General features: G+C 57.0%; 15 protein-coding genes, 3 rRNA genes and 5 pseudogenes. 10 read left to right on the top strand and 13 right to left on the bottom strand.

What is annotated here, in order from left to right:
* Positions 1–46 precede the first annotated feature (46 nt).
* Entirely contained in the window at positions 47–439 is a 393-nt protein-coding gene (locus tag MLPF_RS07400; protein WP_050039062.1) for a cyclic nucleotide-binding domain-containing protein, read from the top strand.
* Between the two features lie 534 nt (positions 440–973).
* Positions 974–1,276, top strand: a complete 303-nt coding sequence (locus tag MLPF_RS07395) for a hypothetical protein (RefSeq protein ID WP_156147059.1) — start codon at positions 974–976, stop codon at positions 1,274–1,276.
* Positions 1,277–1,298: 22 nt separating this feature from the next.
* Here MLPF_RS07395 and MLPF_RS07390 read toward each other — a convergent pair.
* A pseudogene (locus tag MLPF_RS07390) lies at positions 1,299–1,777 on the bottom strand (DUF3417 domain-containing protein); the annotation flags it as partial.
* A gap of 375 nt (positions 1,778–2,152) precedes the next feature.
* Between MLPF_RS07390 and MLPF_RS17360 the strand changes: the two are divergent.
* On the top strand, positions 2,153–2,365 hold the full coding sequence (locus MLPF_RS17360; protein WP_420329597.1) for a maltotransferase domain-containing protein: 213 nt from the start codon (positions 2,153–2,155) through the stop codon (positions 2,363–2,365).
* A gap of 179 nt (positions 2,366–2,544) precedes the next feature.
* A pseudogene (locus MLPF_RS07380) lies at positions 2,545–2,974 on the top strand (alpha amylase C-terminal domain-containing protein); the annotation flags it as partial.
* A 30-nt stretch (positions 2,975–3,004) separates the two neighbouring features.
* Here the strand turns inward: MLPF_RS07380 and MLPF_RS07375 are convergent.
* Together MLPF_RS07375 and MLPF_RS07370 are read right to left on the bottom strand one after the other, a co-directional pair.
* Positions 3,005–3,943 (bottom strand): thioredoxin family protein, encoded by a 939-nt coding sequence (locus MLPF_RS07375; protein WP_045842960.1) that lies wholly within the window; start codon positions 3,941–3,943, stop codon positions 3,005–3,007.
* A gap of 152 nt (positions 3,944–4,095) precedes the next feature.
* Positions 4,096–5,277 (bottom strand): acetyl-CoA C-acetyltransferase, encoded by a 1,182-nt coding sequence (locus MLPF_RS07370; protein ID WP_045842959.1) that lies wholly within the window; start codon positions 5,275–5,277, stop codon positions 4,096–4,098.
* 90 nt (positions 5,278–5,367) lie between these two features.
* Here MLPF_RS07370 and mce point away from each other — a divergent pair, with 90 nt between their 5' ends.
* Positions 5,368–5,835, top strand: coding sequence for a methylmalonyl-CoA epimerase (gene mce / locus MLPF_RS07365; protein WP_045842958.1), 468 nt, complete (start codon positions 5,368–5,370; stop codon positions 5,833–5,835).
* Between the two features lie 11 nt (positions 5,836–5,846).
* Here the strand turns inward: mce and MLPF_RS07360 are convergent.
* The 3 genes and pseudogenes from MLPF_RS07360 to MLPF_RS07350 form a co-directional block, all read right to left on the bottom strand.
* Positions 5,847–6,077 (bottom strand): annotated as a pseudogene (locus MLPF_RS07360) (hypothetical protein); the annotation flags it as partial.
* 96 nt (positions 6,078–6,173) lie between these two features.
* Positions 6,174–6,845, bottom strand: a complete 672-nt coding sequence (nucS, locus tag MLPF_RS07355) for an endonuclease NucS (protein WP_045842957.1) — start codon at positions 6,843–6,845, stop codon at positions 6,174–6,176.
* A 325-nt stretch (positions 6,846–7,170) separates the two neighbouring features.
* Positions 7,171–7,485 (bottom strand): hypothetical protein, encoded by a 315-nt coding sequence (locus MLPF_RS07350; RefSeq protein ID WP_156147058.1) that lies wholly within the window; start codon positions 7,483–7,485, stop codon positions 7,171–7,173.
* Between the two features lie 70 nt (positions 7,486–7,555).
* On the opposite strand from MLPF_RS07350, the pseudogene MLPF_RS17355 reads away from it, so the two are divergent.
* Positions 7,556–8,253 (top strand): annotated as a pseudogene (locus MLPF_RS17355) (adenylate/guanylate cyclase domain-containing protein); the annotation flags it as partial.
* Between the two features lie 190 nt (positions 8,254–8,443).
* Here the strand turns inward: MLPF_RS17355 and MLPF_RS07335 are convergent.
* From MLPF_RS07335 to MLPF_RS07325, 3 genes are all read right to left on the bottom strand, one after another.
* Positions 8,444–8,611, bottom strand: coding sequence for a hypothetical protein (locus MLPF_RS07335; RefSeq protein ID WP_237817275.1), 168 nt, complete (start codon positions 8,609–8,611; stop codon positions 8,444–8,446).
* A 147-nt stretch (positions 8,612–8,758) separates the two neighbouring features.
* Positions 8,759–9,067, bottom strand: a complete 309-nt coding sequence (locus MLPF_RS07330; protein WP_050039060.1) for a hypothetical protein — start codon at positions 9,065–9,067, stop codon at positions 8,759–8,761.
* A gap of 78 nt (positions 9,068–9,145) precedes the next feature.
* Positions 9,146–9,286, bottom strand: coding sequence for a hypothetical protein (locus MLPF_RS07325; protein ID WP_236684974.1), 141 nt, complete (start codon positions 9,284–9,286; stop codon positions 9,146–9,148).
* Between the two features lie 439 nt (positions 9,287–9,725).
* On the opposite strand from MLPF_RS07325, the pseudogene MLPF_RS17350 reads away from it, so the two are divergent.
* The 3 genes and pseudogenes from MLPF_RS17350 to MLPF_RS07315 form a co-directional block, all read left to right on the top strand.
* A pseudogene (locus MLPF_RS17350) lies at positions 9,726–9,902 on the top strand (hypothetical protein); the annotation flags it as partial.
* Positions 9,903–10,078: 176 nt separating this feature from the next.
* Positions 10,079–10,477 carry a helix-turn-helix domain-containing protein gene (locus MLPF_RS07320; RefSeq protein ID WP_050039059.1) on the top strand — a complete coding sequence of 133 codons (399 nt, stop codon included), beginning with the start codon at positions 10,079–10,081 and terminating at the stop codon, positions 10,475–10,477.
* 506 nt (positions 10,478–10,983) lie between these two features.
* On the top strand, positions 10,984–11,481 hold the full coding sequence (locus MLPF_RS07315) for a methylated-DNA--[protein]-cysteine S-methyltransferase (RefSeq protein ID WP_045842944.1): 498 nt from the start codon (positions 10,984–10,986) through the stop codon (positions 11,479–11,481).
* 61 nt (positions 11,482–11,542) lie between these two features.
* On the opposite strand, the gene rrf is transcribed toward MLPF_RS07315, so the two are convergent.
* From rrf to murA, 4 genes are all read right to left on the bottom strand, one after another.
* Positions 11,543–11,655 (bottom strand): 5S ribosomal RNA (gene rrf, locus MLPF_RS07310).
* A 79-nt stretch (positions 11,656–11,734) separates the two neighbouring features.
* Positions 11,735–14,856: ribosomal RNA gene (locus MLPF_RS07305) — 23S ribosomal RNA — on the bottom strand.
* Between the two features lie 289 nt (positions 14,857–15,145).
* A 16S ribosomal RNA gene (locus MLPF_RS07300) occupies positions 15,146–16,693 on the bottom strand.
* Together the 16S, 23S and 5S rRNA genes form the textbook arrangement of a ribosomal RNA operon.
* A gap of 339 nt (positions 16,694–17,032) precedes the next feature.
* Positions 17,033–18,289 carry a UDP-N-acetylglucosamine 1-carboxyvinyltransferase gene (gene murA / locus MLPF_RS07295; protein ID WP_045842943.1) on the bottom strand — a complete coding sequence of 419 codons (1,257 nt, stop codon included), beginning with the start codon at positions 18,287–18,289 and terminating at the stop codon, positions 17,033–17,035.
* A 53-nt stretch (positions 18,290–18,342) separates the two neighbouring features.
* Between murA and MLPF_RS07290 the strand changes: the two genes are divergently transcribed.
* Positions 18,343–18,918, top strand: a complete 576-nt coding sequence (locus MLPF_RS07290; protein ID WP_045842942.1) for a cob(I)yrinic acid a,c-diamide adenosyltransferase — start codon at positions 18,343–18,345, stop codon at positions 18,916–18,918.
* The last annotated feature ends 24 nt before the right edge of the window (positions 18,919–18,942 follow it).

The following is an 18,942-nucleotide window of genomic DNA, read 5'->3' as shown; positions in this document are numbered from 1 at the left end:
CACGAGCTCGATCTGCTGGCAGCTCTGCCGCTCTTTGCCGGGTTGGATGCAGTTTCCCCTGGCCAAACTGCAGGACCGCGCCGAGCAAGTTGAGCTCGAGGTAGACGCGTACCTGTTCCACCAGGTGGGGATACCTGACTGTCTGCACGTGCTGCGTCACAGCCGTCTGCAAGTGGTCCAGAACGACGTCATCGTCCAGGAGCTGGGCCGAGGCGAGGTCGTCGGCGAGCGTGGATTGCTGATCGACACGCCCCGATCCGCATCAATTCGCGCTGTGCGCGACTACACCCTGATGCGCCTGGGCGATGGCGGAAAAAATCGCCGACTCGAGCGTGTTCGAAGCGCTAGTCAGGATGATGACCACCCGGCTGCATCCGGCACCACCACAGGAGGTGCCGTCTTTGTCTGCACCGGAAGTGGTCGTCGCGGTTGTAAGTAGCTACACTCAAGCAGCCGAGTCGATAGTAGCCATCGATTGGTAGCCGCGCTGTCGCGGGCGGCTACGCGCGATGAACCCCGGCTGCGTCGACCGCGACGGGCTGGAAAACGCTGAGTTTGCTGCGGACAAAATGGCACTGAAGGCTAACATCCGGCGACGCAGGCTTTTGCCGATTTGTGCTTGCGCATAGCCGACCGCGTCGTGCTTATGGTTGCCGGCCCGGCACCACCGTTAACTCTGCTACCAACGCGTGCGGGTTGGCACCTAACCTTATGTTGGCAGGCCCACACGCCTAAACGTGAACACCGCCGCAGTTGGGAGGAGGTGATCACGCTGTAGTTGATGCATGCGGTTCGCCCTGAAAACGCGACCGGCCAACCTTCACCCACTCGCCGCACACATCGTGAGTCGCTTAATTGGACTGGCTCTCAGCTGTGGTGGGGCACGCGGATTCGCCCACCTGGGAATGTTGGAGGAGCTGGAGGCAGCTGGGCTGCCGGTTGACCCGGCTCAGTCGATATCAGCATGGGAGCGATGATCACAGCCCTTGTCACCACGGGCATAGACACGACTGCGATAGAAGTCCATATCTACGAGTACTTCCTGCCTAACAGATTGATCTCCCACTACACCGTGCCCGTACTAGAAAGCCTGCCGTTAGCCGCGTTGGTGGGCGAGGAAAGCCGGGTAAATCGGCCGGACAGCGCTGACGACCTCGCTTCCAGCACACTGCAAATGCCAAACACCGGCGACACCCTGATGCGCATGATGACGATTAGCAGCAGGATGGTATCGGCGGCTGCGCCTACCTCGCGACCCGGCTGGAGGGTAGTGTAGTAAGATTTCTGGAATTCCACCAGAGGACAGCACCTGCTAGGCTGGCCGGATCACGCAGCATAACGGTGAGGCACTTATACGTATGAACTCGGCGGGCGAAATCAACGGTCAGCACACTCGGATCAAATGCCGCCCCGATCCAGCCCAGTTCGGCTTCCGACGCACCGCGTTCTCACCAGGAGCGACGCAGGCGCGCCCGGATGTCATTAATCAGTTGCGAGCGGATTCACCACAAATGGCCCGGATCGACCTGTTGCAATCGTAGCCAAACGCCGGAGTCACTAAACGAATCCGACCTGGCCAGTTCACTCCCCAGCTGCAACCATTGTGGCGTAGCGCGGGCGCGTGCATGCACGCCATTGGTGATCGACCCGATAGGGCCACCTCATCGTGGTCAAATCCGCACCACAACTCGCTGAACATGGCCCGGCTCACCCGGCCCCATGCAGCAAGCAAGATGCCGTTGGCCCGTTGCGCCAGCCGCAGACCCATGTGGGCCATGGTTGAATGTCGCGAATAGACCTTGCGTCGGCTTGTCCTACGACCACCGCATGTTGGTTGATAGCCGTTCTAGCGTCGCGAGGCAGTCCGAAAGTAAGCACAAACGGTAAAGTAGCGAGGAGCGTTCACAATCCACTACATTTTTACTTAGGAATTACTTAGGATTCTGGTGGACGCATGGCTACTTAGCAACCGTTCATCCGCAAGAGTGTGACTAGTAACTAAGGTGAATATCGGCTAGCTAATAGGGTATTCCGCGAAAGAATTATAGTGGGTCGCCCTCGTGCGGGGCAAGCCGCAAAGCAGAAGGAGTGGTAATGCGCAGGTCGGGTCGAGCTCGATAACGTCGCACCGGTCCGGTCATCTCCCTGCAGCATACACCCCGCCAAAGCCGTAGTCGGCGAAATGGTCGCAGTTAGCGCCACGGTATGGCGAGAAGGCCACGAAGCCGTTCGCCACCCTGGTTACCCGCAATCTTGGGTTACGCTATCCGCTCGCGACGAAAACTCACCGGATCAATGTGGTCGAGGCCCCAAGCCAGTCCTGCAGCCACACCCGCCCAGACCCGATGAGTCGAGCCGCTGCTAATTCACATGACAATGGATTAAAAAAACCCTGCATTTTTCACGGTCAGTTTACCCTCGACCGCGTCGGATTTTGGACCTTCCGAGTCGATGGCTAAGGCGATCCGATGCACACCTGACAGCATGCGCTGATTGTCAAGTTGAATGCCGGCCAGGGTGAGACAGAATTGCCCAACGATCTTTTGGCCGGAGCAGCGCAGTCTAGATTGGTTACAACTCGACGAAAACGGCTTCTCCAAAGGGATTCTGCGCCTCGTTGTACGACCTCAACGGCCTCTACCGCAGCCACCCGGCTCTGTGGATTCAAGAACCACCGCCGAGAGTTATTCCCTGGATCGACGCCAACGATTCCGCCAACAACGCACTGAGTTTTCTGCGATATTCCCACGACGGCTCGGTACTGGCTTGTGTGTTCAATTTCGCTGGTTCATAACACAAGGGCTACTGACTGGGTCTGCCGTCGGCCGGATGCTGGCACGAAGTATTGAACGCCGATGCTATCGCGTACAACGGCTCCGAGGTCGGTAACCTCAGTGACGTAGACGCTACAGACAACCCGTGGCACAGCCACGCTACATCAGCGGTTTCAGTGCCGCCGATGTCAGCATTGTAGCTAGAATACAGTAACACAAGACCCAACTCTTCAGTATAAAGCGTTGGCAAGGTTGCGTCGACCGACGATGACATTGGGATCAGCAGGATCGAAGAGTTCAAACAGCTCGATCAGCCGAGTACGTACAGAACTGCGCTCATCTCCAGATGTGCTGCACACTAACGTAATCAGGCGCTCGAACGCCGCGGTCACATCTTGGTTGAGGATTTGCACGTCGGCAGCCGCGAACGCCGCCGCAATGTCACCCGGCGCAGCATCGGCTACCGCAACCGCGTCGGGGTGTTGCGCAGTTGCGCGCTTAAGGAAGTCGATCTGCCGGATCGCGGCCTTCGCTTCGACACTGGCCGGATTGGCATCCAAAATCGCTTGATATGACTGCTTCGCAGCGAGGAAGTCACCGGCCTCCAATTGCTGACGAGCTTGAGCAATAGCAGGATCAATTTCCGCAGAATCCTCAGCACCAGTTGGGCCTCTCAATTTACCGGCTGTCGCCGACAGCAACGAGTCTAGCCAGGAACGCAGCTTATCGACGGGCTGCACACCCTGAAAGCTGGACAGCGGCTGCCCAGCAGCTAACGCGACCACAGTCGGGATCGCATCAACACCAAAGATCTGCGCCACCCTGGACACCGCGTCGACGTTGACTGTCGCCAATGACCAGGTGCCGTCGTCGGCGGCCGCCAAGCCGGACAGTGTCTCAAGCAGCTTTACGCACGCATCACTGCGCGGTGACAACACCAGCACAACGACCGGTATTTCGTGGGACCGGACCAGCACGTCATCTTCGAAATTGGCCTCGGTGATCTCAGTGACCGAGGTGTTTTCGGAGCCACCGGCGCCGCGCGCTGCCGATGTTGCTCGATTGGCGGGGCCACTTGTTGAAGCTTTCTGCCGAGCTCGCTGCTTCAGACCGGAAAGGTCGACAGCACCGGCCATGGCAGGCCCGATGGGGGATCGCGGACGCGTCACGTTGTCAAGTCTGTCACGTCGCATAAGGTACCCATCCACCCGGTGGCACCTACACTTACGTGGTCGCAAAACCGGCTCGAAAATCGGATTCAGGCACCCCAAACCATTTTTGTGACAAAAATCATTTACCCTAGGTGGGTCGCAAGTCGGAGCTAACCAGACCGCAGAATCAGCGCATCACCCTGGCCACCGGCACCGCACAAAGCCGCAACACCGTAACCCGAACCGCGACGCGCTAATTCCAGCGCGATATGCAACGTTATTCTGGCTCCCGACATCCCGAGGGGGTGACCAACAGCGATCGCTCCACCGTTGACGTTGACAAGTTCGGGAGCGATGCCAAGTTCACGGGTCGAGGCCAGCGCCACCGCCGCGAACGCCTCGTTAATCTCTACGACATCGAACTGTTCGGCAGAGATACCTTCGCGGTAGACTGCCCTCTTGATTGCGTTGGCCGGCTGGGATTGCAGCGTAGAATCTGGTCCGGCTACAACGCCGTGAGCACCGATCTCGACCAGCCAAGATAACCCCAGCTGCTGCGCCTTGTCCTTGTTCATCACCACGACAGCGGCTGCGCCATCGGAGATCTGCGACGCAGAGCCTGGGGTAATAGTACCGTCGCAGCGAAACGCCGGCTTCAGACCGGCCAACGACTCGGCCGTGGTGTTGGCGCGAATCCCCTCATCCTCAGTGAACTGCAGCGAATCACCTTTGCGCTGTGGAATATTCACCGGAACCACTTCGTCGGCGAAGACGCCGTCCTTCCATGCCGCTGCCGCCTTTTGGTGCGACCGGGCAGCAAACTCGTCCTGTTCTTGGCGCGTGAATTTTTCGACATCGTTGCGCTGTTCGGTGAGCGCGCCCATTGGTTGATTGGTGAACACGTCGTGCAGGCCATCATAGGCTAAGTGGTCCACAATCGTGACGTCACCGTACTTGTAGCCCGACCGGCTGTCCATCAGCAGATGTGGCGCCTTCGTCATGGACTCTTGTCCGCCAGCCACCACCACATCGAATTCTCCGGCGCGAACGAGCTGGTCAGCGAGCGCGATGGCGTCAAGACCGGACAGACACATCTTATTAATCGTCAGCGCCGGCACATCCCAACCGATACCAGCCGCTACTGCCGCCTGCCGGGCCGGCATCTGACCGACCCCTGCGGTCAAAACCTGGCCTATGATCACGTACTCCACCAAGGAAGGTGCTACATTCGCCTTCTCCAGCGCGGCGGCAATAGCGATTGCGCCCAAATCGCTGGCAGAAAAGTCCTTCAACGACCCCATCAACTTACCAATGGGTGTCCGTGCCCCTGCAACGATCACCGATGTCGTCATGACTACCCCCTGGTCCTGCTCCCGGGTCCTCTTTGCAGGCCGATTCGACCTGATGGAGAAGCGCAATCTTGTCCGCCAGGTTACCGTTGTCTGATGACGACCGATCAAGTCGACACTCATAAGCTGCGGGCTACCGCTCTGGTGACAACGATCGATCACGTAGGCATCGCGGTAGCCGATCTGGATGCGGCCATCGCCTGGTATCACGACCACCTGGGGATGATCCTGGTCCACGAGGAAGTTAACGACGACCAGGGGATCCGTGAGGCCATGCTATCGGCACAAGGCGCCCCGATCGGCACAGCCCAGATTCAGTTGATGGCCCCGACCGACGAGTCATCACCGATCGCGAAGTTCTTGGATAAACACGGACCGGGTATCCAGCAGCTGGCTTGTCGCGTCAGCGATCTCGACAGCCTTACCGAACAACTCCGCGCGCAGGGAGTCCGGCTGGTCTACGATGCACCCAGGCAGGGCACGTCGAACGCGCGAATCAACTTCATCCACCCGAAAGATACTGGCGGCGTTCTGATCGAGTTGGTCGAGCCGGCTACCTGATGATGAGAAACTCAAAACCTTTTTCGGATCGGACCGCGGGTAGCGCAATGAGCCCAACACGGGGGGGTGTGCCAATTTCGCCGACCGTCGACACCGACTTGCCGTGAATCAGCCAACCATGCCACCACATGCGCAGTACCAGAACGGATTGTGTGCTCACACCCAGGACAACGATAGGTTTTTCCGGCTCGGGCTGCAACGATCAGGCGCACTTCGTACTCGCAGCCGTCAGGCCCTGTTTCCTACCCGGCGCAGAAAAGATGTTATAGCGATACTGGTCGCTGCCCATGCGGCGATGTACGGTGCCGAGTCATGGCGTCAATCTAAGTCGGGCGACTTTAGAACAGCCGGTACTCATCGCTGTCCATGCCCCGCATCTTGTCGTAATCCAATGTTAAGCAACGGATGCCGCGGTCGGTAGCCAAAGTGCGCGCCTGCAGCTTGATGTGTTGCGCGGCAAACACCCCCTTTACCGGCGCGAGGACACTGTCCCGATTGAGTAACTCTAGATAGCGGGTGAGCTGCTCAACGCCGTCGATTTCGCCACGCCGTTTGATTTCTACCGCGACCAAGCCACCCTGTTCATCGCGGCATAGCAGGTCGACAGGACCGATCGCGGTCATGTACTCACAGCGGACCAACGTGTATCCTTCGCCCAACAGTTGAACGTGCTCCGCGAGCAACGCCTGTAGGTGGGCTTCGACACCGTCTTTGACCAGCCCGGGGTCCACGCCCAAATCGTGACAGGAATCGTGCTCTATCTCCTCAACGGTGATCCGCAGTTGTTCGCCGGCCTTGTTCTCGACCACCCAGGCCGGCGAGGCGCCAACGACGTCTTCGGTCAACCAGCATGGAGGACTCATCCAGTTCAACGGTTTGTAGGCGCGGTCGTCGGCGTGCACACTGACCGAACCGTCCGCCTTAAACAGCAACAACCTGCGCGCGGACGGCAGATGAGCGGTGAGCCGGCCAAGATAGTCTACGGTGCACTGGGCAATCACTAGACGCACCCAACTCACCTTAGAGCGTAGCCAACAAATTAGGCTGTCATCACCAGTTTTACCCCTAAAACCTCACGAAAACATGGGCCGCAACAGTTGGGTCGGGTGTTCGAGCACGATGACTCGTCAGAGTGGCCAGTTGGAAAAATCCCCGCGTATAGCTTCTGGATGTTTAGCTGGGTGTCGGAAAGCCTACGACATGGTGACCGTGAACCTGATCGGGATCGGTGGTACATTATCCAGGGCTGCGGCTACCCTACAGGCACCACGTGTGTTCACATACACCCCGATGTGGGTCACGTTCGTTATAAGCTACGACTACTTCGTGGTTTCCTTATCCCTGGGCACATACATCATCGTTAGCCGATGAGCCCGTACCGGTCCCGCTGGGCAATCGATGGAGCGCAAATCCAGCCGCAACGACTAGCGCAACACGTGCCGGATGCCATGGCGAGTTGCGATCGCCAACTTCATCCTGTGCAGAGTCGTTGCGGTGCTGTTGACGACACTCTATGGCCTTGGGAAACACCAGGTTGGTCATCCCGCGCTTCCTGTTCGCAGTGAGCTTGTGCAACCTGTTGGTCAGCATCGGCAGCTCTACCTGTTCACCAGATTGACGCTGCACCCAGTAGGCGCTCAGGCACTTCAAGACCGGACCGCCGCCACGACGGTTCGCGCTGAGAAGCATTGTGAGACCATGACAATTTCTGCGGATGTGAATCCTGGCCTGGCTGACTGCGACCGCACGCAAGCGGACCGAGTAGGGTGATTTGCAGGACAACAGCATCGGAATCGGTGAGCTACAGCGTAGGCCCAATTCCACGGTCGATGGATTGCGAGAACGCGAACGCATGCAGGATCTTTTCAGCCAACATGTGGGGCGCGAAGTCGCCGGAACCACGGAAAGCGAGCGACCAAAGCTGGGCGGGGAAGAGCACCATGTCGCTATCGTATTCCCCGATATCGTCGGCTAAACCCATTTGGTGACCAGCCGGCCTGCGACCGATGTGGTTGCCTTGCCTCAACCGGTTTTTCACGATCGTCTTCCAAGAAGTGAACGGCTACCATGGACTGGTCAATAAATTCGAGAGTGACACGTCGCTGGCAATCTTCGAGGCCCCGAATCACCTCGACCATCCCGAGGGCGAAGTGTTGGCCGCCGCTCGCACCATTGCCGACCGTCTTGGCCAATGAAATGCCTGGGTATCAGACCGGCATCGGCGTGGCGGCAGGGCCAGATCATAGCCAGTAATGTCGGCGTCAAAGAATGATTTGAGCACGCCGTGATCGGCGAGTCAGTCAACGAGGCTGACCGACTGTGCGAGCTAGCCAAGTCACACCCGGTCCCGGTATTAGCAACAGCGATAGCGCTGCAAGGTGCAAGCGAAATGATTGCGCCCAATGGTGTTTAAATTAGACCGTGACGCTTCACAGGCACAATAATCCCATCCAACTGGGCGTGGTAAGTTTGAGCAGCCACGCCTGGCTTACACGCGGCGAGGCCATCAAAAACCAGTCCGGAGAACATGGCTGGACCTAAATCACACTTCTGCCGTACAGTACTCAGCCGGGATGGATTCGTGCCAAAGTACCGCAACGTCAGCTGGTCACTGTTGACGAGTCCCCGGATGTTTCCGCATACCACAACACCAGCGCAGATTGCCGGCACCACGGAAAACGGTGGCCCCCGGCACAACACCAGCGAGCACGCCATCTAGGGCGTGCATGAGCACCAATGCACGGCACACGCCGTGCGGAAATGCGTCGACAACCAAGGCAATCGCTTAGGCGATCACCGCGTTGACGGTGAGAAAGACATCGGAAGGCTACCCTCTCACAAAGGTGAAGGGTTGAAGTCCCGACGGCCAGCTACTTGACCAGGTCCAAATAATTATCAAGGTGTGTTTTTCAGCCGCTGTATGTTACACCCCAATGGCTGAAATGATGGTGCCCGCTACGCTGACTGCCACCCGACCAGCCAGGTCGCAAAGATACAGTCGCACAGATACAACAATGCGGTACCCGGCAGGTCGATGGTGGCGTTCGCCAGTGACCGGTTGCTTCGGTCGGCGATACGTAACCGATTTTGCCAACCGAACAAGAGCTGGGGCGAACGCCTGCGGCGGGAAATTGAGGTTCACCACGTCGAGCTCCTTGGTAGGAAAAGCGGCAAAGATCAACGAAATTGTCACCCCGACGTAGCCGTCACCACTGCCGCGCAACGCCCCCAAAGCAAGTCGGGATTGTGGGTGGCGGAAACGGTGACCAGCTGGCCGCTGAACAGCACCACCGACACCAACGTCAATTAGTCACAGAGCAGGACCACATGTCGGGTAATTGACACCCAGCCCGCCCAGGGCGTGCGGCACCTTGAGCTGGTGGGCAGCGGCGAACACCATCGCTTTTTGCACGTCCGCTGTCGATGTCGAGATGACGATCACCGCCAACATGAACCATTGTAGCTAATATTGAAAACCTGCTTGGCCGCTACGAATTTGGGGACCATCATCGGATCGCAACGCTTTTCGCAGAGGGCGGCAGAAATAGCCTCTCAACCGGAACTTTTCGGAGCGGCTAGAACCCAGCCTGAACCGATTCAATTCGATCCAAAACTGCGCCGGAGGCTGTGGTGCTCCGGCGACACTCCGCAAAAACGTCTGACGCGAAATCTCACGCCCCAACGTCGAGCTCCGACGATTGCGTCATGTCCCGCGTTGTCCACCACACGAACCACGCATGATGCCGCATGACGCGTCGGGGACAACGTCGTTTTTCCGCCAGTTTTGCCGGTGATTAGGTGTAAGTGTGGAAGCGTGCATGACGATTTCGAACGGCTGATATCGTGTTGTTCAATCCAGAGACACCCGGTTCGACGACTGGTTCGTCACCGCGGTGTTGACGACCCGGATCTACTACCAACCCAGTTGCCCGGTCAGGTCCCCGTTCGCCCATAGCATGAGGGGTTCTATCCGACTGCGACGGTTGCCCAGCGAGCAGGCTGCCACGCGTGCAAGCGGTACCGGCCCCGACACGTCTCCGAGCCTCCCCGGAATGGAACGCACGTAGTGACGTTGGTAGCAGAGGAGAATCGCGGACGGCACGAAGGACCGTGAGGACGGCAGCGGCCTAACTAGCCGCGTCAAATTACACCACCCGTCAGCTGCATCAGCTTTTGCAAACCGAAGGTCGGCCCGCCAGGCCTGCTCACGCTAGCTCGCGCACAACGAACCCCGGCCGCCCGAATGCTCATCGAAACCACAGACCGGTCGTTTGGTGATGTCGCATTCGCTGCCAAGTTTTCCGGTATCCGACAGTTCAACGACACCGTACACCTGCTGTTCGAAAGTACCCCGACGATGTTGCACCAGTGCGCAGCAGTCCAGTTCGAAGATTTGAAAGCTACAGCCACTTCACCGGGAACCGTGTCACTACCGATCCCCGTCAGCACATCGCTTGCCTACCAGGATGCTTTCGGCCATCTGAACACCTGCGCCATACCCATATACGAAGAGGTCGGCGACGGTGCGTACCGACCGCTACTGGCGGCTTACCTCTGGCAGGGCGCTTATCATCTTACCATTGGTTGTCGATCATGTCCGATGCCTGTCGTGCTCGACCTCGATACCAACCCCGACGAGTAGTCGAAGCGCTCGCCGACGACCCAACACTGCGGCCAGTGGTAGAGCCAAGGCTCCCGGAAAACTTATCCCTTCACACCGTCAATGAAGTCGAGCTTGCTGTACGTGCGATATTAAACTAACAAGTATCGACCAAGGTCGCGCGAACTCACCTAAGCGGGATGGTTGCTGCTTAGGGGCGCCCGTCCAGGATGTCGACGACGCATTGACCCATACCTTCCCGTCGATCGAGCTATTCGTGAAAAACTTGAAAAACGGGACCATCGATACGATCCACCTGGCGGTCCCCAGGAGCCGACAACGGACGCCAAGCACCCTTGTCCACCCACATAACCTACGGAAAGGTCGTCCCGCTCAACAGCTAGGCCTGCCTCTGGACGAAAAGACCACCCATCGAGCACAGCGCACGTTGGCGTCTCGAGCGTTCCTAGGCCACCCAACACCTCTGGACCACCCTTCAACCATCCAGTAAACCAATGGTCATTAAAGAACATCCCGAAGGGGGTTGCATGATTCATTGCCGTATCGTCGACAGCCCGATCGGACCGTTGGCCCTAGCCGGGTACAGTTCGGTCCTGACGAATCTACGGATGGTCGACCATACCTACGAACCCAGTCGCGTCGGCTGGTTACCCGAGGACGATGCATTTGCTGAGGCCGTCAGCCAACTTGACGCCTACTTCTCCGGTGAACTTAACGAATTCGCTATTGAGCTCGATTTACGGGGAACGGAATTCCAACAGCGAGTTTGGCGGGCCCTGAAGACAATTCCGTACGGGGAAACCCGGTCGTACGGAGAGATAGCAAAACAAGTCGGGGCTCCTGGCGCCGCACGTGCCGTGGGATTGGCCAACAGCCGAAATCCCATCCCCGTCATTGTGCCCTGCCATCGCGTGATTGGTGCAAGCGGACAGCTCACCGGCTACAGCGGCGGACTCGAACGGAAACTTACATTGCTCGAATTGGAGAAAGACCAGGCGCCGGCAAACCTGACATTACTCGACTAGGCATGTGCGCAAAATGCTAGGGAATGACAAAACCGCCTTTGGCAGAAGTGTTTTTGTTTATGTTCGGCAGTGTCCTACTTTTCCACCCGAATGGGCAGTATCATCGGCGCTGACAGGCTTAGCTTCCGGGTTCGGGATGGGGCCGGGCGTTTCCCTATCGCTGTGACCACCGTAACTCTAGTTTAAATTTGTTCTGATGGGAGGTGTGGTGTTCCACGACAAAGTGGATCTGCATTATGTGGTCGCGATGTGTGTTTGTAAGCTTTCGGCCAGTTAGTATCAGTTCCCTACACTCATTACTGAGCTTCTAGGCCTGACCTATCAATCCCGTGTTCTGCGGGGGGCCTTATCCCACCAAGTGGGTGAGAAACCTGATCTTGGAGAAGGTTTCCCGCTTAGATGCTTTCAGCGGTTATCCTGTCCGAACGTGGCTATCCAGCGGTGCCCCTGGTGGGACAACTGGTATACCAGAGGTTCGTCCGTCCCGGTCCTCTCGTACTAGGGACAGCTTTCCTCAAGTTTCTGACGCGCGCGGCGGATAGAGACCGAACTGTCTCACGACGTTCTAAACCCAGCTCGCGTGCCGCTTTAATGGGCGAACAGCCCAACCCTTGGGACCTGCTTCAGCCCCAGGATGCGACGAGCCGACATCGAGGTGCCAAACCATCCCGTCGATATGGACTCTTGGGGAAGATAAGCCTGTTATCCCCGGGGTACCTTTTATCCGTTGAGCGACACCCCTTCCACTCAGAGGTGCCGGATCACTAATCCCGACTTTCGTCCCTGCTTGACGTGTAAGTCTCGCAGTCAAGCTCCCTTGTGCATTTACACTCGCCACCTGATTGCCGACCAGGTTGAGGGAACCTTTGGGCGCCTCCGTTACATTTTAGGAGGCAACCGCCCCAGTTAAACTACCCACCAGGCACTGTCCCTGAACCGGATACACGGTTCGAGGTTAGATGTCCAATACGATCAGAGTGGTATTTCAACAACGACTCCACCCCAACTAGCGTCGAGGTTTCACAGTCTCCCACTTATCCTACACAAACCGTACCGAACATCAATACCAAGTTGTAGTGAAGGTCCCGGGGTCTTTTCGTCCTGCCGCACGTAACGAGCATCTTTACTCGTAATGCAATTTCGCCGAGTCTATGGTTGAGACAGTTGAGAAGTCGTTACGCCATTCGTGCAGGTCGGAACTTACCCGACAAGGAATTTCGCTACCTTAGGATGGTTATAGTTACCACCGCCGTTTACTGGGGCTTAAATTCTCCGCTTCACCCTTTCGGGTTAACAGGTCCTCTTAACCTTCCAGCACCGGGCAGGCGTCAGTCCGTATACATCGTCTTACGACTTCGCACGGACCTGTGTTTTTAGTAAACAGTCGCTTCTCACTGATTTCTGCGACCGGATCCCGCTCCCACCGCAAGGGTGTTCACGATATTCCGGCCCCCCTTCTCCCGAAGTTACGGAGGCATTTTGCCGAGTTCCTTAACCATAGTTATCTCGTACGCCTTGGTATGCTCTACCTGACCACCTGTGTCGGTTTGGGGTACGGGCCGTATATGTGCTCGCTAGAGGCTTTTCTTGGCAGCAGAGGCTCACCGAATTTGCCTCAATCGGCTATGTATCACCTCTCAGGATTCACGAACGACGGATTTGCCTATCGCTCTCCCTACAGGCTTACCCCAGTATTACCACTGACTGGTACGGCTACCTTCCTGCGTCACCCCATCGCTTGACTACTACCAACGAAGTTCCCACGCAGTCCCGAACCTCCACGGCCCCCGAAGGGGAATGGATCGATCCGGTTTTGGGTGGTGAGTACCGCTGATTCATCACGGGCGCACACACACGGGTACGGGAATATCAACCCGTTGTCCATCGACTACGCCTGTCGGCCTCGCCTTAGGTCCCGACTCACCCTGGGCGGACTGGCCTGGCCCAGGAACCCTTGGTCTTACGGCGGGCAAGGTTCTCACTTGCCTTATCGCTACTCATGCCTGCATTCTCACTCCCTCACCCTCCACCACCGGTTACCCGGAGACTTCGCTGAATGAGGAACGCTCCCCTACCCACGCCCACCCTACTAGGGTGGGCGTGCCGCGGCTTCGGCGGTGTGCTTGAGCCCCGTTACATTATCGGCGCACAATCACTTGACCAGTGAGCTATTACGCACTCTTTCAAGGGTGGCTGCTTCTAAGCCAACCTCCTGGTTGTCTTTGCGACTGCACATCCTTTTCCACTTAGCACACGCTTAGGGGCCTTAGCCGGCGATCTGGGCTGTTTCCCTCTCGACGTACGGAGCTTATCCCCCGCCGTCTCACTGCCACGCTCTAAACCACGGCATTCGGAGTTTGGCTGACGTCAGTAACCTAGTAGGGCCCATCAGTCATCCAGTAGCTCTACCTCCGTGGTAAACCACGCAACGCTGCACCTAAATGCATTTCGGGGAGAACCAGCTATCACGGAGTTTGATTGGCCTTTCACCCCTACCCACAACTCATCCCCTCAATCTTCAACTTAAGTGGGTTCGGGCCTCCACGCGGTCTTACCCGCGCTTCACCCTGGCCATGGGTAGATCACTCCGCTTCGGGTCCAGAACATGCCACTACACACGCTCACACGTGATACGCCCTATTCAGACTCGCTTTCGCTGCGGCTACCCCACACGGGTTAACCTCGCGACATATCCCTGACTCGCAGGCTCATTCTTCAAAAGGCACGCCATCACCCCACAAGGAGGCTCTGACGGATTGTAGGCACACGGTTTCAGGTACTATTTCACTCCCCTCCCGGGGTACTTTTCACCATTCCCTCACGGTACTAATCCGCTATCGGTCATCGAGAAGTATTTAGGCTTACCGGGTGGTCCCGGCAGATTCACAGCAGATTCCACGGGCCCGCTGCTACTCGGGAATTGATACAAGGTAGGTGCCAAGTTTTCGCGTACTGGGCTCTCACCGTCTACGGCAGGCCATCCCAGGCCATTTCCGCTAACTACGACACTTTCTGACTACCCCTCAGCCAGGTAGAGCTGAGACTTACCACTCCCACAACACCGCACACACAACCCCTACCTAGTTAGACATGTATACGGTTTAGCCCTATTCCACGTTCGCTCGCCACTACTTGCGGAATCACAATTGTTTTCTTCTCCTACGGGTACTGAGATGTTTCACTTCCCCGCGTTCCCTCCCGCACCCTATATATTCAGATACGGGTAACACGACATCACTCGTGCTAGGTTTCCCCATTCGGAAATCCTCGGATCTACGCTCGGTTGACAGCTCCCCGAGGCATATCGCAGCCTCCCACGTCCTTCATCGGCTCTCGATGCCAAGGCATCCACCATGCGCCCTTAAACACTTACTTACACACAAAACCAAAGAAGAAAAATACACATTCTCAATGAATACGTCACCACTACATGCTGGCAACACATCCATCTAGATGCTCGCAACCACTATCCAATACTCAAACACCACACCTCACCATCAAGATGAGGCACAACACTCAAATCAAGACGAGTGTTGTCTCAGGACCCAACAGTGTGTCTGGATACCCATTTGCTGTTGCGCACCCGGCTCTCGTCCACTACAGATGAGAACCCCTAACGGCTTACACCCTAAACCATTGGAGTGTTTTTCGTGGTGCTCCTTAGAAAGGAGGTGATCCAGCCGCACCTTCCGGTACGGCTACCTTGTTACGACTTCGTCCCAATCGCCGATCCCACCTTCGACAGCTCCCTCCCGAGGGTTAGGCCACTGGCTTCGGGTGTTACCGACTTTCATGACGTGACGGGCGGTGTGTACAAGGCCCGGGAACGTATTCACCGCAGCGTTGCTGATCTGCGATTACTAGCGACTCCGGCTTCACGGGGTCGAGTTGCAGACCCCGATCCGAACTGAGACCGGCTTTAATAAGGATTCGCTTAACCTTGCGGCATCGCAGCCCTTTGTACCGGCCATTGTAGCATGTGTGAAGCCCTGGACATAAGGGGCATGATGACTTGACGTCATCCCCACCTTCCTCCGAGTTGACCGCGGCAGTCTCTCACGAGTCCCCACCATTACGTGCTGGCAACATGAGACAAGGGTTGCGCTCGTTGCGGGACTTAACCCAACATCTCACGACACGAGCTGACGACAGCCATGCACCACCTGCACACAGGCCAAAAAGGAACGCCTATCTCTAGACGCGTCCTGTGCATGTCAAACCCAGGTAAGGTTCTTCGCGTTGCATCGAATTAATCCACATGCTCCGCCGCTTGTGCGGGCCCCCGTCAATTCCTTTGAGTTTTAGCCTTGCGGCCGTACTCCCCAGGCGGGGTACTTAATGCGTTAGCTACGGCACGGATCCCAAGGAAGGAAACCCACACCTAGTACCCACCGTTTACGGCGTGGACTACCAGGGTATCTAATCCTGTTCGCTCCCCACGCTTTCGCTCCTCAGCGTCAGTTACTGCCCAGAGACCCGCCTTCGCCACCGGTGTTCCTCCTGATATCTGCGCATTCCACCGCTACACCAGGAATTCCAGTCTCCCCTGCAGTACTCCAGTCTGCCCGTATCGCCCGCACGCTCACAGTTAAGCCGTGAGATTTCACGAACAACGCGACAAACCACCTACGAGCTCTTTACGCCCAGTAATTCCGGACAACGCTCGCACCCTACGTATTACCGCGGCTGCTGGCACGTAGTTGGCCGGTGCTTCTTCTCCACCTACCGTCAATCCGAGAAAACCCAGATCTTCGTCAATGGTGAAAGAGGTTTACAACCCGAAAGCCGTCATCCCCCACGCGGCGTCGCTGCATCAGGCTTGCGCCCATTGTGCAATATTCCCCACTGCTGCCTCCCGTAGGAGTCTGGGCCGTATCTCAGTCCCAGTGTGGCCGGACACCCTCTCAGGCCGGCTACCCGTCGTCGCCTTGGTAGGCCGTCACCCCACCAACAAGCTGATAGGCCGCGGGCCCATCCCGCACCGCAAAAGCTTTCCACCACAAGACATGCGCCTTGAAGTCCTATCCGGTATTAGACCCGGTTTCCCAGGCTTATCCCTGAAGTGCAGGGTAGATTACCCACGTGTTACTCACCCGTTCGCCACTCGAGTATCTTTAATAGGTTTAAGTATTAAGAGACCTTTCCGTTCGACTTGCATGTGTTAAGCACGCCGCCAGCGTTCGTCCTGAGCCAGGATCAAACTCTCCAAACAAAAAATTCCATCAACTAAACTAAATGAGGAAAATCTTCTGTACTTTGATTAGAGATGCCTGACAAAATGCCAAAATTGGCTTCTAAAACATTTAAAAATAAACTACACCTAATACACACGAGGAATGTTTTAGATGTAGTCACATACAACAACAAACACCAAACACACTATTGAGTTCTCAAACAACACTTCACACTATAACTTTGCCCATCTTGGAGCAACGTGGCAAGGCTAATACAGATCCAGCAGAGGAGTCAAGCCCCGGCGTTCCATCACCTTAAAATGTCTGATAATCTTATGGTTGATGGCAGTGTCAGTCGGGGCCAGACGAGGAGTGCCTCATACGCATACTCGTTCAATCTCTGCTCCCAAATTCGCCAGGTTCTCCACGAACAATGGGTACCCGCGATCGATGTGGAAAATGTCGTAGACCTCGGTGTCTCCATCAGCGACAAGTCCCGCGAGCACCAAACCGGCGCCAGCACGGATGTCCGAACACCAGACCGGCGCGCTTGAGAGTTGTGGAAGACCCCGTACAACGGCATGGTGCCCATCCGTGCGGGCATCAGCGCCCAGACGGATCATCTCTTCGACAAATCGAAATCGTGCCTCAAACACATTCTCCGTAATCATCGACGTGCCATCAGCGATCGAAGTCAAAGCGATCGCCATTGGCTGCAAATCGGTCGGAAAACCGGGAAATGGCAGGGTTGCAACATTGACGGCCTTCGGGCGCTCGTACTGGGCCACGCGAAAACTGTTGTCCGTCTGGGTTACGGTAGCACCCGCATCATGCAATTTATGCAACACCAGCTGGAGGTGAGCAGGATCAACGCCAGTCACCGCTATGTCGCCGCGGGTCATGGCAGCAGCAATGCCCCACGTAGCGGCCACAATCCGGTCTCCGATTACGCGATGCGCAGTCGGGTAGAGCCGCGGGACGCCGGTGATCGTCATGGTCGGCGAACCCACGCCTTCGACCTGTGCGCCCATCTGGTTTAACATCGTGCACAGGTCGACTACGTCGGGTTCCCGCGCCGCATTGTGAATTGTGGTCACACCCTCAGCAACGACAGCGGCCATCAGGATGTTCTCGGTAGCGCCCACTGAGGGAAACTCCAACTGAATCTCAGCGCCACGCAATGTTTCTGCGGAAGCAACCACGCATCCGTGCTCGATATTGCAGCGTGCTCCCAGCTGCCTTAAGCCGGCCTGATGCATATCTAGCGGACGCGATCCGATCGCGTCACCACCCGGAAGCGCGACCCGGGCTTGTTTGCACCGGCCGACCAGCGGCCCCAGCACACAGACCGAAGCCCGGAACTGCCGCACGGCAGCAAAGTCAGCATCGTACTTCGGTTCGTCAGGCGAGGTGATTTGGGCGACGTCGCCATAGAGTTCGACAGTGGCGCCTAGGCCCCGCAGCACCTCCGCCATCAGCGGCACATCGAGGATATCGGGGCAATTGCTGATCGTGCTGGTGCCTTCGGCCAACAACGTCGCGGCCATAAGCTTGAGGACGCTGTTTTTGGCACCTCCGACGGTGACTTCGCCTGACAACCGGTTGCCCCCGGTCACCACGAATCGCTCTGCCACCCGGGTTAGTCTAGTGAAGCGGTATCTGCTAGTCAGCCGAGTACCGTTTGGTCATGGCAGTACATCTTACCCGCATCTACACACGAACCGGCGACGACGGGACGACGGGGTTGAGCGATTTCTCACGGGTCGCGAAAACCGATCTTCGTCTCGTGGCGTACGCGGATTGCGACGAAACCAACTCCGCGATCGGCGTCGCACTTGCCCTGGGGGATCCCGACCAAGAAATCACTTGTGTACTGAAACAGATCCAAAATGACTTGTTCGACGCCGGCGCAGACCTATCCACCCCCACGCAAGACTCGGCGGGAAATCCCAAACATCCCCAGCTACGAATCACCCAAGCATACATTGATCGGATTGAAGAGTGGTGCGACGCATATAACAAACCGTTATCAACACTGAACTCTTTTGTGTTACCAGGTGGTTCGTCGTTGTCAGCGCTATTGCACGTCGCTCGCACCGTGGCGCGTCGAGCCGAACGGTCGGCGTGGGCCGCTGTCGACGCTCACCCGGGAGTGGTCAGTGTTTTACCCGCGAAATACCTGAACCGACTGTCGGATCTGCTCTTTATCTTGTCACGGGTGGCCAATACAGGCAATGATGTGTTGTGGCGACCGGGCGGTTGATTGGCAAAAGCTGTAGCAACACAG

Source organism: Mycobacterium lepromatosis (assembly GCF_000975265.2).
In the GTDB taxonomy this organism is placed as follows: Bacteria; Actinomycetota; Actinomycetes; order Mycobacteriales; family Mycobacteriaceae; genus Mycobacterium; species Mycobacterium lepromatosis.
The sequence above is the reverse complement of the archived record's forward strand: the minus strand, read 5'-3'. Positions and strand labels throughout refer to the sequence as shown.

Excerpts from the sequence above, each read along its gene's own strand:
- MLPF_RS07400 (WP_050039062.1), top strand. The coding sequence starts at position 47 with ATGCAGTTTCCCCTGGCCAAACTGCAGGACCGCGCCGAGCAAGTTGAG.
- MLPF_RS07395 (WP_156147059.1), top strand. The coding sequence starts at position 974 with ATGATCACAGCCCTTGTCACCACGGGCATAGACACGACTGCGATAGAA.
- MLPF_RS07370 (WP_045842959.1), bottom strand. The coding sequence starts at position 5,277 with ATGACGACATCGGTGATCGTTGCAGGGGCACGGACACCCATTGGTAAG.
- MLPF_RS07325 (WP_236684974.1), bottom strand. The coding sequence starts at position 9,286 with ATGTTGGCGGTGATCGTCATCTCGACATCGACAGCGGACGTGCAAAAA.
- MLPF_RS07320 (WP_050039059.1), top strand. The coding sequence starts at position 10,079 with ATGCTCATCGAAACCACAGACCGGTCGTTTGGTGATGTCGCATTCGCT.
- MLPF_RS07315 (WP_045842944.1), top strand. The coding sequence starts at position 10,984 with ATGATTCATTGCCGTATCGTCGACAGCCCGATCGGACCGTTGGCCCTA.
- MLPF_RS07290 (WP_045842942.1), top strand. The coding sequence starts at position 18,343 with ATGGCAGTACATCTTACCCGCATCTACACACGAACCGGCGACGACGGG.